Source organism: Synergistaceae bacterium (genome assembly GCA_012521675.1).
In the GTDB taxonomy this organism is placed as follows: domain Bacteria; phylum Synergistota; class Synergistia; order Synergistales; family Aminobacteriaceae; genus JAAYLU01.
Map to the genome: position 1 here is coordinate 1 of JAAYLU010000096.1, position 12,892 is coordinate 12,892.

The following is a 12,892-nucleotide window of genomic DNA, read 5'->3' on the forward strand; positions in this document are numbered from 1 at the left end:
CCTCTGGTCGAACTGTCCGGGCAGGTACTCCAGGGCGAATGCCCGCTCGCCCTCGGACAGGTGAAGATCGGGACAGGTCAAGTCCTGGCGCGGGTCCGACAGGACGGTCCGAACCGCCTCCTCGAACTCCTCGCGCGAGACTCCCTCCACGTCGTAGCGGCGGAGCACCCGCACGCCCTCGAGCCTTTTCAGCCCGACGTACCCGGTCAGCTCCCCCAGGAGCTCGTCCGCCTCGACGGCCAGCCCCTTCTTCTCCGTGAACACTCTAAAGATCATTGCGGACTCCATTCAGGCCCAGGGCCTTAGCTCCTACATCGCGGCGCACGGTCTTTCCCCTGAAGTCGATCGCCTCTACGCCCCGATAGGCCGAGCGTATCGCCTCCTCCAACGTGCCTCCGATGGCGGTGACGCCCGCCACTCTCCCGCCGGCGGTGACCAGCCGTCCATTTTCGCGGGCCACTCCGGCGAAGTGGACGACGGCATCCGTGTCCTTCATCTCTATCGGGAAGCCCTTCTCGAAGCTCGCCGGATAGCCGCGCGAGGTCAGCGCCACGCAGCAGGCGTGACGGTTCGAGAAGCGGACCTTCTCGTCGCGAAGGGTTCCCCGGCGGCACGCGATCATGGCGGCCAGCAGGTCGCTCTCCATAAGCTCCAGCACCGGCTGAGCCTCCGGGTCGCCGAGGCGCGCGTTGAACTCCAGCACCTTGGGGCCGTCCTCGGTCAGCATCAGCCCGATGAAGAGGCAGCCCCTGAACGGGCAGCCCTCCGAGGCCATCGCGCGGATGGTCGGCAGGCAGATGGTATCCATCGTCGCACGGGCGACCGCCTCGGTGTAGTAAGGATTCGGGGCGACCGCGCCCATTCCGCCGGTGTTCGGGCCCTCGTCTCCCTCCAAAGCGCGCTTGTGGTCCATGGCCGAGACCATCGGGACCGCAGTCTCGCCGTCGGTCAGCACCAGCAGAGAGATCTCCGGCCCCTGGAGCATCTCCTCGACGATCACGCGCCTCCCGCTCTCGCCGAAGGAGCCCTTTTCTAGCATGTCCCTCAGAGCGGCCTCCGCCTCGGGCAGGGTGGAGGCTATGACCACTCCCTTGCCTTTGGCCAGGCCGTCCGCCTTCACGACCAGCGGAAGCGGTTGGGAGCGAACGTAGTCGAGCGATTCCCCCAAACATTCGAAGACGGCGAAGCGAGCCGTGGGGATTTCGTGCCTCTCCATCAGTCCTTTTGAGAAGGCCTTGCTGGACTCTATCCTGGCCGATTTGCCGTCCGGGCCGAAGCACTGTATGCCCGCCGCCTCCATGTCGTCCACCAGCCCGGCCGCAAGCGGGTCGTCCGGGGTGACCACGCAGAAGTCCACTCCGTGTTCAAGCGCGGTGCGCACCGCGAGGGGCTTGTCCATCGGGTCTCCGGGCAGGCACTGCGCCTCCGCCATCCCCGGGTTGCCAGGAAGGGCGAACACCGCCTCCGCAAGGGGGCTCGCGGCGATCTTCCTGACCACGGCGTGCTCCCGCCCGCCGGAACCTATCACCAGGACCCTCATGCCGCGCCTCCATCACGAAGGCGGAACAGGGCGCATGAGTCGACTGACAGCATTTATACTCCTCCTTGCAGGATAAGATGTCTGCAGTATCGCTCCACGGTCCGCGGAAGCAGTCGCCACTCGACCTGCTCCATGACGCGGCGCTGAAGCGTCTCGGGGGTGTCCCCATCGAGCACCGGCACGGCCTCCTGGGCCAGTATCGGGCCGCCGTCCGGGATCTCGTCCACAAGATGAACCGTTGCGCCGGTGATCTTCACTCCCCTGCGGAGGACGGACTCGTGAACGCGCAGGCCGTGGAAGCCCTCGCCGCAGAAGGACGGGATCAGCGACGGGTGGACGTTGATGATTCGGTTTTCAAAGCTCTTGACGAAGCCGGGGGACAGGATGGTGAGAAAGCCGGCCATGACCAGCAGCTCGATCCCGCGCTCCTTTAGCGAGGCAAGCATCCCGGCCTCCATCCGCGGCCGGCCGAGCGAGACACGGTCGAAGGCCAGGGCCTCGACACCCGCCCTCTCGGCCCGCTCAAGCGCCTTCGCGCCCGCTCGGTCGCTCAGCACAAGGGCCACTCGGGCGCTGGGCATCTCCCCGACCCCCTGCGCGTCGAGCAGCGCCTGGAGGTTGGTTCCGGATCCGGACGCGAGAACGGCCACGCGGACGAAGCCGCTCATCCGCAAAGCCGAACCCCCTCGGAGCCCTCGGATACGCGCCCCATCGGGAAGGGAGCCTCGCCTTGCGAGGAGAGGATCGCAAGGGCCTCGTCCCCGTGCTCCGGGGCCGTGACCGCGCACATGCCCACCCCCATGTTGAAGGTGGAGAACATCTCCTCCATCGGGATGCCTCCCCTTTCGGCCAGGAGGTCGAAGATCGCGTGCGGACTCCAGGAGGCCGTGTCCACGTCCGCCCGCAGCCCGTCGGGCAGGGCGCGCGGCAGGTTCTCGAAAAAGCCGCCGCCCGTGATGTGAGCGATCGACTTGACCAGCCCCTCTCGGAGCAGTTCAAGCGCCGGGCGCACGTAGATGCGAGTCGGGGCCAGCAGGGCATCGCCGAGGGAGACGTCGCCGAGCTCCTTCAGCGGGGCTCGGAGATCAATCCTCTCGACGTCCAGGGCCTTTCTCGCCAGGGAGAAGCCGTTCGAGTGCAGCCCGGAGGAGGGCAGCCCTATCAGCAGATCGCCCGCCCTAACCCTTCCCCGGTCCAGGATGTCGCCCTCGTCCACCATGCCGACCGCGAACCCGGCCAGGTCGTACTCGTCCTCCGGGTAGAAGCCCGGCATCTCGGCCGTCTCGCCTCCTATCAGGGCGCAGCCGGCCTGCACACACCCCTCCGCGACTCCGGAGACGATCGCGGCCACTCTCTCGGGCACGTTCCTGCCCAGCGCGAGGTAGTCCAGAAAGAAGAGGGGTCTCGCACCCGAGCAGATTATATCGTTGACGCACATGGCGACGCAGTCTATTCCCACGGTATCGTGCCTGTCCATGAGGAAGGCGAGCTTCAGCTTGGTGCCCACCCCGTCGGTGGCCGAGACCAACACCGGCCGCCTCAATCCCCCGAGGTCCGGGGCGAACAGGCCGCCGAATCCACCTATGTCGGACATCACGCCCGGTATGCGGGTGCGAGCGACGCTTTCCTTTATAAGCTCCACCGCGCGGTAGCCCGCGTTGATGTCCACACCCGCCAGTCGATAGCTGTCGGACTTGCTCTTCATTCGCACCCCTCCACGCGCACAAGGCGCTTGCCGTACCTGTCCCTCTCGAGCGTGTCCGGGACCTCCGTCGGGTAACGTCCGTCGAAACATGCGGTGCAGAAGTTGGACTCGGGGATGGGGGCCGCGATGCGGCGCACTCCGTCCAGGCTCAGGAAGCCCATGGAGTCCGCGCCGATGAGCCCGCGTATCTCCTCCTTGCTGTGCCGACAGGCTATGAGCCCCTCGCGCGATCGTATGTCCGTGCCGTAGTAGCACGGGTGCAGAAAGGGCGGAGCGGTGATCCGCACGTGGACCTCCTTTGCGCCCGCCTCGCGCAGCATGCGGACTATCTGGCTGCTGGTGGTGCCGCGCACTATGGAGTCGTCGACCAGGACCACCCGCCGACCCTCCACTACGGAGGCTATCGGACTGAGCTTGATGTGGACGGCGGTCCGACGTTCCTCGGCAGGGTCTATGAAGGTGCGGCCTATGTACTTGTTCTTGATGAAGCCAAGCCCGTAGTCGATGCCCGACGCGCGAGCGTAGCCGATGGCTCCGTCGATACCGTTGTCCGGCACGCCGACGACTATGTCGGCCTCCACCGGACACTCCCGCGCCAGTATCTCCCCCGCCTTCGTACGCGCGCTGTGGACGCTGGCTCCGTCCAGCACGGAGTCGGGCCTTGCGAAGTAGATGTACTCGAACACGCAGATGCTTGTGCGCTCGGCGCCGCACCATCGGGTGCCGCTGCGCATCCCCTGATGGTCGAAGATCAGTATCTCGCCCGGCCTGACGTCGCGCGCCAGCTTCGCTCCCACCGTCTGAAGCGCACACGATTCGCTGGCCACCACGAAGCTCCCGTCCGGACGAACCCCGTAGCAGAGCGGACGGAAACCGTTGGGCCCCCTGGCGGCCACCATCTTGCGCGGGGACATCAGCACGAAGGTGTAGCTGCCCTGAAGGCTCTCCATCGCTCGTTCGACGGCCTCCTCGATGCTGTCGGAGGTCAGGCGCTCGCGCGTTATCGCGCAGGATATGATCTCCGCGTCGCCCGTCGTGTGAAAGATGAAGCCGCTCTCCTCGAACTGCTCCCTCAGGCGCGAGTAGTTGGTCAGGCTGCCGTTGTTGGCCAGCGCCATCCTGCCCTTGCGGTGCTCGATCACGATGGGCTGCATGTTGATGCGCCCTCTTTCGGAGTGCGATCCGTACCTCACGTGCCCCACGGCCATGTTGCCGCGGCCGAGCGCGGACAGAGCGCGCTGCGTCATCACGTCGCGCACCAGCCCCGCGTCCTGGTAGAGCCGAAACAGCCCGTCCTCGTTCACGGCTATCCCGCAGCTGTGCTGTCCGCGGTGCTGCAGCGCGCACAGGCCGAGATAGCAGTCCTCCGCCACGGGCCCCTGATCCCGGCGAAATACTCCGAAGACGCCGCACTCCTCGCGAAGCGAGCTCATGACCTGCCTTCCGTCACCCTGCGGGAGAGGTCCATGGGCTCTACTTGCCGTCCGTCCTCCATAACCCGCATGTTGCCGGCGGAGACCTCGTCCATCAGGAGGACCTCGCCCCCCGCTACGCCGAACTCAAGCTTGATGTCGTAAAGCTCCAGCCCGAGCAAGGCCAGATCGTCCGCTATAAGGCCGGTTGTCTCCCTGGTGCGGGCCGCGATCAGCTCGTACTGATCCCCGGAGAGGATGTCGAGCGCGGCCAGCCCCTCTCGGGTGATGAGAGGGTCGCCTCTTTCGTCGTCCTTAAGGGTGAACTCCACGTAGTCGTCGAGAGGGGCGCCGGGTTCAATGTACGTGCCGTACCTGCGGATGAAGCTGCCCACGGCGCGCCTGCGGCAGATGACCTCCAGCCCCCTGCCGAACGGACGCGCCATGCGCACGGTCATCGTGCCCGCCTCCTGGTCCGCGTCGATGAAGTGGGTGCGCACGCCACCCTCCTCCAGCAGCTTGAAGTAGCGGGCGCTCATGGCGAGATTGGCCCTTCCCATCCCGTCGATGGACAGGGCGACGCTGTTGGCGCCGGGGTCGAAAACCCCGTCCACGCCGGTGACGTCGTCCTTGAAGCGAAGCAGCGCTCGCTCGTCGTCCAGCCTGTAGACGTCCTTGGTCTTGCCCCTGTAGAGAAGCTCCATGATCGTCATCCTCAAGCGTCGCGGGCGCCGGCGAGCTCCTGCTTCAGTCGGCGATTGGCCTCCAGCGCGTCCTGCTCCATCTTCCCGCGCGCGGCGCGAAGCTTTGCCGCCAGCCCGTCGTCGGACAGGGCCAGCATCTGCACGCAGAGGAGCGCCGCGTTGGCCGCGCCGCCCACCGCGACCGTGGCGACCGGGATGCCGGTGGGCATCTGAACAGTGGCCAGCAGCGCGTCCATGCCGCCCAGCCCCCCGGATGCCACCGGGACTCCGACCACAGGCAGGGTGGTGTTCGCCGCGACCGCCCCGGCCAGGTGAGCGGCCATCCCTGCGATGCATATTATGGCGCCGAAGCCCTCGTCCCGAGCGGAGGCGGCGAACGAGGCCGCCATCCCCGGAGTCCGGTGCGCGGAGCAGACGAGCACCTCGTGCGGCACACCGTATGACTTCAGAACCTCAAGCGCCCTGTCCGCAACCGCCCGGTCGGACAGGCTGCCCATCAGCACTGCAATCTTCTTCATCATGGACCTCCATACTTGACTATTAGTCGGCTTAGAGATAAGAGTGGAAAACGACACTATCATAATAACTCCGCTCGACTAGTGTCAAGAAGGGACTTCGACCTATTTTTAAAGACTGAACATTTATCGAATAAACGGTGTTTATGAAAGGTAGTTAATCGAGGATGCCAGAGGGAGAGTTGGTCGTTTGGATGACGATATTCAGTAATTCCGAGCGAACGCCCCTCTTGTCATCCCGAGCGAACGCGAGGGATCCCGGTTTTCAGTCGTCAACCGCCCGAGGGCTTGTTTTTACAGCGTTTCAACGTGCTGCATTCGTTCTATCTTGAAGATGCTGTGGCTGATAGAGAGCTCCTCCGCTATGTCCAGCTCCACCAGGGGGGCGAAAAAGTTCGCGCCTCCGTACACGAGCATGTAGCCCCTGTTGCGGTCCTTGTAAGTCATCAGGTAGGACTGAGGGATCTGGGCCTTTAGCTCGATAGTTCCGCCGAGGAAGCCGGCTTCCTTGGTTTCCAGTATTTGAGCCACCTCGTCGAAAAAGACGGAAGGAAAGGTCTTAATGGCCGCGGTGGCGAGACCGCTTCCCGTGTTGGCCACGCTCCACATGGAGGTGTACTTGCCACGTATGAGGAGTTCGCCGGGGCTCAGGGTGGTGCCGGAGTGCGAGATAATATCGGCGATGCCCCTCGGGACGCCGTTTTCTATATGCAGGAGCACGGTCGCGCTTGTCTCCGTGGGTATGCGGGCCTGCTGGAGCAGGATGTCGTAGTTGCGACTTGACACCCCTATCAGAGCTTTTTTTCCCTCGGGTACTTCATAGTTCCACATTCTCTGCCCGTGGTTAAGAAGCCCCATCCTGGCGGAGAGTATCGCCCCGCTCCCGGATACGGTCCGCAGGATCTCCAAGGCCTTGGGTACCCGGGGCTCGTCGACCATAAGGGTGTTGACCATTATGTTTCCCCTTCCCGACGCACGGGAGTAGTCGCACTCCAAGGAGAGTCTTTCCGTCTCCATGGCCAGCCCGCCTATCCTGTCGAACACGAAAAGCATCTTCGCCTCTGCTATTCCGCCGTCGGTAAGAGCGACGCCCCGGTTTCCGTACCGCCGCGCGAGCCCTCTTTTCTCCAGGTTTGTTATATGGTACCTGATAGTTCTTGGCTCCACGTCCACCCCTCGTTTTTCGAGGGCCCTCTTCAGGTCCACCGAGGCCTGGAGCTTTCCGCTGAAGTAGAGCGCCCGCAGAATCTCGATCATGGTCTCGGAGTAGCCTTCTCCACTGAACACTGTTACGCCTCCCCTGGTCGCGGCGTCCGCGTAGCCCCGATTTTTAGCTCGGACGTAGTCTCAACACGGAACTCTTTTACCGCTTGCTTTCTTTTCTTATATTTCAGATCCAAGTCTCCGCTTAAGGATAAAACATGGACCAAGCCCGATCAGCTCCATGTTTTTATACCATTTTCATCTTGTCTTGACAAGTCGACGCCTATGCTAGTATTATTAAGCCACTAAAACTTCGGCAATCTATTACCGTAGTCTGTCTTTTGCGACCGTTAATAAATAACAACCACGGAAGGAGACGTACCCATGAGGAAAGTTTCTCTGCTGGTTTCGACGGGCAATTTGGGCGACAACATCATCGAGAAGGGCACTTTCTACGAAGGTGTCAAGAGGGATATCGACTGCTTTGGGGCCGACGCGGGCACAGCCGACGCGGGCCCCGCATTTTTAGGCGCCGATATGCCTCACAACCCCGTCGAATGGGAGCACCACGACCTCGAGATCACCCTGGTAGAAGCCCGTAAAAAGAAGGTTCCCATGATCGTGGGGTCCTGCAGCACCACCGGAACGGACCGGGGCGTGAATCTGTACGCGGACATCATAAGAGCAGTTGCTAAGGAGCGGAAGATGGAGCCGTTCAAGATGGCCCTCATCTACTCGCAGGTCCCCATCGACACCATCAGGGAGCGGGTCGCAAAAGGCGAGAGCGAACCCCTGGGGGCTTCCTTTCCACTGACCGACGAAGTCCTCGATAACACCACCAACGTAACGGCCAGCATGGGGATAGAGCAGTTCACCCACGCCCTTGAGGAGGGCGCCGATGTGATCATTGCCGGCAGGGCCTGCGACGACGCTGTCCTGGCCTCCTACCCCATCTTCAGGGGCTTCGACCCGGGCATCAGCCTGCACATGGGGAAGGCGGCGGAATGTGCCTCGCTGGTCTGCTGGCCGCAAAAGGTAAAAGAATCGATAATCGCAACCGTGTTCGACGACCATTTCACAATCGAGCCCATGCACCCGGATCAGCAGGCCACGCCGCACAGCGTGGCGGCCCACTCGATGTACGAGCGGACGAACCCCTTTGTCCAGGCCCTTCCCGGGGGGATCCTCGACATGCACTCCAGCAAGTACGAAGCCCAGACGGACAGGATCTGCAAGGTCTCCGGAAGTTTGTTCGTGCCCTCTCCCGACGGCAGCTACAAGGTAAAGCTCGAGGGGGCGGGGGAGGCAGGGCACCGAGCATATCACATGGTGGGCATCAGGGACACCAGGGCGATCGACAACCTGGACCTCATATTGGCCGACACCAGGGCGAAAGTGTCCGACATCATAGGCCCTCACAGGGACGACCAGTACGAGCTCTTCTTCCACACCTACGGCAAGAACGCCATCATGAAAGAGAACGAGCCGGTGGAGGTCACCCGGTCCCACGAGGTGGCCATAGTCATAGAGGTCATCTCGAAGGACCTCGAGCTTGCGGAGTCGGTCGCGAAGTGCGCCAAGTTCCGCTTCTTCTACATGAGCTACCCCGGGCAGATGAACTCCTCGGGGGGCTCGGTGGCGTTGATAACCGACGAGCCCCTCTTTCCGAGGAACAAGTGCTACCAATGGACGGTGGACCACCTGATCACTCTTAAGGATCCTTTGGACCCTGAAATCTTCCGGTTCGTCTTCGAGACCGTCTCGGGGGTTTAGGACAGTGAATATCGACCGGGAGAACACCCTGCTCGCAAGACAGGCTAACTACTACGCCTCCCTGGGAACGGACGACATCCCCGGAGGGGTCATGGAAAAGGCCAGGCGGGTTCTGATGGACTTCCTGTGCGAGACTGCGGCAGGCTACAAGGAGGGGGAGCTGGCCTCCATATCCATCGACTACCTGAAGGAGACGGGCGGCGGGCAGGAGGCCACCATACTCTGCGACGGCACAAAACTGCCGGCGCCCTGGACCGCCCTCGCGATGGGAATCATGGCCCACTCCATCGAGCTGGATGACGGGCACAGGTGGGGGACGTCCCATCCGGCGGTTGCAGTCATCCCGGCAGTGCTGGCCATGGGAGAGAAGAGCGGCTCGTCATTTTCGGAGATACTGAAGGGAATAGTCATAGGCTACGACGCCATGCTGAGGGCCGCCAGGGCCATCAATCCCTCCCACTTGAAGCGGGGATTCCACTCCACCGGAACATGCGGCGCCATAGGAGCGGCGGCGGGCTGCGCGTCCATCGCGGGACTGCCCTCGGACAAGTTCGCCTACGCGATGTCCATGGGAGGGCTTCAGAGCGCGGGGCTCCAGGAGATGCTCCACGACCATCCGGGGATAAAGCCTCTGCAGCCTGGCAAGGCCGCCCTGGCGGGAGTGCTCTCGACCGAATTGGCCCTGAGGGGCGCCAAATCCCCCCGCACCCTCTTCGAGGGGCAGCACGGCTGGCTCAAGGCCATGTGCGACGGCGAGTACTCGGAGGAGGGGCTGATGGGCGACCTCGGCACCAGGTGGGAGATACTTCTTACCTACACCAAGCTGTACCCGACGTGCAGGCACTGTCACGCCGCCATAGACCTGGCGCGCGAGGCGAAGAAGACGCTGGAATGCACCGAAAGGGACGTTGAATCAATCAAGATAAGAACCTACAGGCTGGGCATAGTGGAGGTGGGACAGGTCTTCCTGCCGTCCAACTTCGAGGAGGCCATGTTCAGCATGCCCTTCTCCCTGGCCCTCGCCCTCCGGACCGGCAACGTCACGCTCCAGGACTACACCCCCGAGCTGTTGGCCGACGAGGAGCTTCGTCGGGTCGCATCGGCCGTGACTATCGAGGAGGACGAGAGAATGAACGCCCTGTACCCGGAGGAGAGGGGCGCCTGGATGAGCCTCGTCCTGAAGGACGGCAGGACTTTCGAGAAGGGCATACCCGTCGCGAAGGGCGAACCGGAAAACCCCGTGATCGACCGCGATCTCATGGAGAAGCTGACGGCGATGCTGGCCCCGTACTACCCCGAGGAGTTCGTCACGGGGCTTTGGAAGATCTGCGTGGAGTCCGATGTCGAAGCCGTCGCCTACGGGGACATACTTGATCATTTCGGGAGGTTTCACAAGCCATGAGGACAAAAAACATATGCGACCTGGCCAGGACCATAAGAAGCAAGAACGCAGGCAGCTTCATGATAACCCTGGAGATAATCTTCGCCGACCGGGGGACATACGAGAAGGTCAAAGGATCCGGAGCGGTGACCCGCAAGGCCATCGCCGACGCCTACGGCCTCCCCGAGGAGAAGATCCTCGACTTCATGTTTTTCGACCCCGGCATGGGAATAAAGGCGAACCTGAAGCGCAATAGCCCCAGCGGCGGACCGGGCGAGACGGATGTCTACGGTTGCCAGCAGTACGCCCCCCTGTTCGCCCTGGAGATCCCCTGGGAGGACTGACGAGGGCCATGGCATCTCTAACAGAAAAACTGGCGGCCTTTTCGGCATCCCTGTCATTCGATTCGCTGCCCGAAGACGTGGCCTCCCAGGCGCGGCGATGCCTTTTGGACACGACGGGGGCGCTGCTCGCCGGAAGCAGGCTCTCCCTTAGCGGCAAGGCGGGACGCAGATTCGCGGAGAGGCTCGACGAGAAGGGCATCTCCATGGTGGCGGGCAGTTCCATGAAGAAATCCCCTATGACGGCCGCATTCGTAAACGGCATGGCGGCTCATGCCCTGGAGCTGGACGACGGCACTAAGTACGCTACATACCACCCGGGCGCTTCGATCATCCCCGCCGCACTGGCCCTGGGAGAGGCCGAGCGCATCGACGGAAAGAGGCTGCTCGAGGCGATCGTCGCCGGCTACGAGACATCCCTGCGGATCGGCACTGCCATCAATCCCGGACACTACCTAAAGGGATTCCACCCCACCGGCACCATAGCCACCTTCGGGACGACCACCGCTGCGGCGAAGATCCTCGGCCTGACGCCCGAGCTCGCCGTCCACTCGCTTGGCATCGCGGGAAGCCTTGCCTCCGGGATCAACCAATACGAGATAGACGGTTCTGTGTCGAAGCACGTCCATCCCGGCAACGCCGCCAAAAACGGCATAATGGCCGCCATGCTGGCACGTGACGGAATCACCGGCCCGACGGAGATACTGGAGGGTCGGCTGGGCTTCTTCCACTGCTTCGCCGACGATGTGCAAGAGGGGATAGTGGACGCCGACCTTGGCGAGGACTGGCATATCCTGCGGATCTACTTCAAGCCGTACTGCTCTTGCCGATACGTTCACTACGCCATCGAGGCCACGCAGAAAAATCTTGAACAGCACCCCTTCACGCCGGAGAGCATCGAGTCGATCGTAGTTAGGACGCACCGCAACGCCAAGCAGGGCTCCGATATCCCCGACTACCGCTCCCCTCTTCACGCGAGGCTGAGCATACAGTACGGCATAGCATCAATACTGGTTCGCGGCAAGGCGGGAATCAGGGAGTACGAGGAGGAGGCCATCGCCGACCAGGAGGTCAGACGGGTCTCGGACATGGTCAGGATAGAGGTGGACGACGAGATCCAGAAGGTCTACCCCAATCCCCGCTCCATGATAGTGGAGATTAGGGACAAGAGGGGCGTCGTCGCGTCCACCAGGATAGACCACGCAAAGGGAGACGCGGAGAATCCGATGTCCGACGAGGAGCTATTTGAGAAATTCCGGGATGTTACAGGCTCGGTCATGGACGGCGAAAGGACGGAACAGATCATGGCCGCGGCCATGTCTATAGAGGGCCGCGGGGAAATATCATCCTTCGCGGAGATGCTCCACATCCGATAGGGAGGAATGGACCGTGATGGACACAATCAATGCAAGGCTGTCGAAATTCTCGTCGGAGTACCGGTACGAGGACATCCCCAAGGAGGTGCTCGACCACCTGAAGAACGTGCTTCTGGACAACTACGGATGCGGACTCTTCGGCTCCACGACCATGTGGATGAAGATCTACCGGGACGTGCTTGAGAATATGACCGACCGGGAGGAGGCCTCCATATGGGGGACGAACCGCAAGACCTCCGTGGTAAACGCCATGATGCTCAACGGCTCGGCGATCAATTCGTTCGAGCTCGACGATACCCACACCGACGGAATAATCCACGTATCCACCGGAGTTCTGGGCTGCGTGACCGCCTTTGCGGAGATGCTCGGCAACGTCAGCGGGAAGGACTTCCTCACCGCCACGGCACTGGCCTACGAAGTGGCCTGCCGGGTTGCGGCCCCTGTGGGCATGGAGATTGCCCACCAGGGCTGGAACAACACTGGTACCTGCTGTCCCTTCGGCTCCACCGCCGGCGTCGGAAGGATGCTGGGGCTGACGACGGAGCAGATGGGGCACGCCATGGGAATCGCCGGCAACTGGGCCGGAGGCCTCCAGGCGGTGCAGTTCGCCTCGATGGCGAAGAGGATAGTGCCCTCCCGATCGTCTGAAGGCGCCATACTGGGCGCCCTGCTGGCCCAGAAGGGCTTCACCGGCATAGAGGACGTCTTCGAGAACAAGTTCGGCGGCTTCTATAACTGCTTCACGGACGACGTATACGATGTCGAGCGCACAAGCGGCGACCTGGGCGACAGGTGGGAGCTTATGGGCATCGGCCTAAAGTTCTACTCCACGTGCCGCAGCAAGCACACCACGATCGGGGCCCTGCGCCGATTCCGGGAGGAGAACCCGGATATAACTCCGGACGACATCGTGAAGGTCGTCGCGCGCACCACGTCCATCAC

At 62.7% G+C, this 12,892-nt stretch carries 13 protein-coding genes; 5 read left to right on the top strand and 8 right to left on the bottom strand.

Translation table 11 applies throughout. The annotated features are described in order from the left end of the window. The 8 genes from GX181_09070 to GX181_09105 form a co-directional block, all read right to left on the bottom strand. The coding region (locus tag GX181_09070; GenBank protein NLM72091.1) for a hypothetical protein at positions 1-276 on the bottom strand (276 nt) is incomplete at its 3' end. Further along, the gene (purD, locus tag GX181_09075; protein ID NLM72092.1) at positions 266-1,540 is read right to left on the bottom strand and encodes a phosphoribosylamine--glycine ligase; all 1,275 of its coding nucleotides are present in this window, start codon (positions 1,538-1,540) and stop codon (positions 266-268) included. The genes purD and GX181_09070, both read right to left, overlap by 11 nt. Before the next feature lie 53 nt (positions 1,541-1,593). Then, on the bottom strand, positions 1,594-2,208 hold the full coding sequence (locus tag GX181_09080) for a phosphoribosylglycinamide formyltransferase (protein NLM72093.1): 615 nt from the start codon (positions 2,206-2,208) through the stop codon (positions 1,594-1,596). Next, positions 2,205-3,245, bottom strand: coding sequence for a phosphoribosylformylglycinamidine cyclo-ligase (locus tag GX181_09085; protein NLM72094.1), 1,041 nt, complete (start codon positions 3,243-3,245; stop codon positions 2,205-2,207). Before GX181_09085 ends, GX181_09080 begins: the two co-directional genes overlap by 4 nt. Further along, positions 3,242-4,678 carry an amidophosphoribosyltransferase gene (locus GX181_09090; protein ID NLM72095.1) on the bottom strand — a complete coding sequence of 479 codons (1,437 nt, stop codon included), beginning with the start codon at positions 4,676-4,678 and terminating at the stop codon, positions 3,242-3,244. Before GX181_09090 ends, GX181_09085 begins: the two co-directional genes overlap by 4 nt. Further along, a complete protein-coding gene (locus GX181_09095) occupies positions 4,675-5,361 on the bottom strand; it encodes a phosphoribosylaminoimidazolesuccinocarboxamide synthase (protein NLM72096.1) in 687 nt (228 codons plus the stop codon). Before GX181_09095 ends, GX181_09090 begins: the two co-directional genes overlap by 4 nt. 11 nt (positions 5,362-5,372) lie before the next feature. Beyond that, on the bottom strand, positions 5,373-5,879 hold the full coding sequence (gene purE, locus GX181_09100; GenBank protein NLM72097.1) for a 5-(carboxyamino)imidazole ribonucleotide mutase: 507 nt from the start codon (positions 5,877-5,879) through the stop codon (positions 5,373-5,375). A gap of 291 nt (positions 5,880-6,170) precedes the next feature. After that, complete coding sequence (locus tag GX181_09105; GenBank protein ID NLM72098.1) at positions 6,171-7,163, bottom strand: DUF128 domain-containing protein; 993 nt, start codon at positions 7,161-7,163, stop codon at positions 6,171-6,173. Between the two features lie 300 nt (positions 7,164-7,463). Here GX181_09105 and GX181_09110 point away from each other — a divergent pair, with 300 nt between their 5' ends. The 5 genes from GX181_09110 to GX181_09130 all read left to right on the top strand — a co-directional run. Further along, a complete protein-coding gene (locus GX181_09110) occupies positions 7,464-8,852 on the top strand; it encodes a DUF1446 domain-containing protein (GenBank protein ID NLM72099.1) in 1,389 nt (462 codons plus the stop codon). A 4-nt stretch (positions 8,853-8,856) separates the two neighbouring features. Next, positions 8,857-10,254 carry an MmgE/PrpD family protein gene (locus GX181_09115; GenBank protein ID NLM72100.1) on the top strand — a complete coding sequence of 466 codons (1,398 nt, stop codon included), beginning with the start codon at positions 8,857-8,859 and terminating at the stop codon, positions 10,252-10,254. Next, a complete protein-coding gene (locus GX181_09120; protein ID NLM72101.1) occupies positions 10,251-10,577 on the top strand; it encodes a DUF4387 domain-containing protein in 327 nt (108 codons plus the stop codon). Before GX181_09115 ends, GX181_09120 begins: the two co-directional genes overlap by 4 nt. A gap of 8 nt (positions 10,578-10,585) precedes the next feature. Beyond that, positions 10,586-11,950: an MmgE/PrpD family protein gene (locus tag GX181_09125; protein ID NLM72102.1), complete on the top strand. Its 1,365-nt coding sequence runs from the start codon at positions 10,586-10,588 to the stop codon at positions 11,948-11,950. A gap of 16 nt (positions 11,951-11,966) precedes the next feature. After that, positions 11,967-12,892: MmgE/PrpD family protein (locus GX181_09130; protein NLM72103.1), on the top strand; the 926-nt coding region annotated here is incomplete at its 3' end.

What these genes read in the sequence shown, in the direction of transcription:
- GX181_09120 (NLM72101.1), top strand. Translation starts at nt 10,251, where the DNA reads ATGAGGACAAAAAACATATGCGACCTGGCCAGGACCATAAGAAGCAAG.
- GX181_09110 (NLM72099.1), top strand. Translation starts at nt 7,464, where the DNA reads ATGAGGAAAGTTTCTCTGCTGGTTTCGACGGGCAATTTGGGCGACAAC.
- GX181_09085 (NLM72094.1), bottom strand. Translation starts at nt 3,245, where the DNA reads ATGAAGAGCAAGTCCGACAGCTATCGACTGGCGGGTGTGGACATCAAC.
- GX181_09125 (NLM72102.1), top strand. Translation starts at nt 10,586, where the DNA reads ATGGCATCTCTAACAGAAAAACTGGCGGCCTTTTCGGCATCCCTGTCA.
- GX181_09095 (NLM72096.1), bottom strand. Translation starts at nt 5,361, where the DNA reads ATGGAGCTTCTCTACAGGGGCAAGACCAAGGACGTCTACAGGCTGGAC.
- purD (NLM72092.1), bottom strand. Translation starts at nt 1,540, where the DNA reads ATGAGGGTCCTGGTGATAGGTTCCGGCGGGCGGGAGCACGCCGTGGTC.
- GX181_09090 (NLM72095.1), bottom strand. Translation starts at nt 4,678, where the DNA reads ATGAGCTCGCTTCGCGAGGAGTGCGGCGTCTTCGGAGTATTTCGCCGG.
- GX181_09080 (NLM72093.1), bottom strand. Translation starts at nt 2,208, where the DNA reads ATGAGCGGCTTCGTCCGCGTGGCCGTTCTCGCGTCCGGATCCGGAACC.
- purE (NLM72097.1), bottom strand. Translation starts at nt 5,879, where the DNA reads ATGAAGAAGATTGCAGTGCTGATGGGCAGCCTGTCCGACCGGGCGGTT.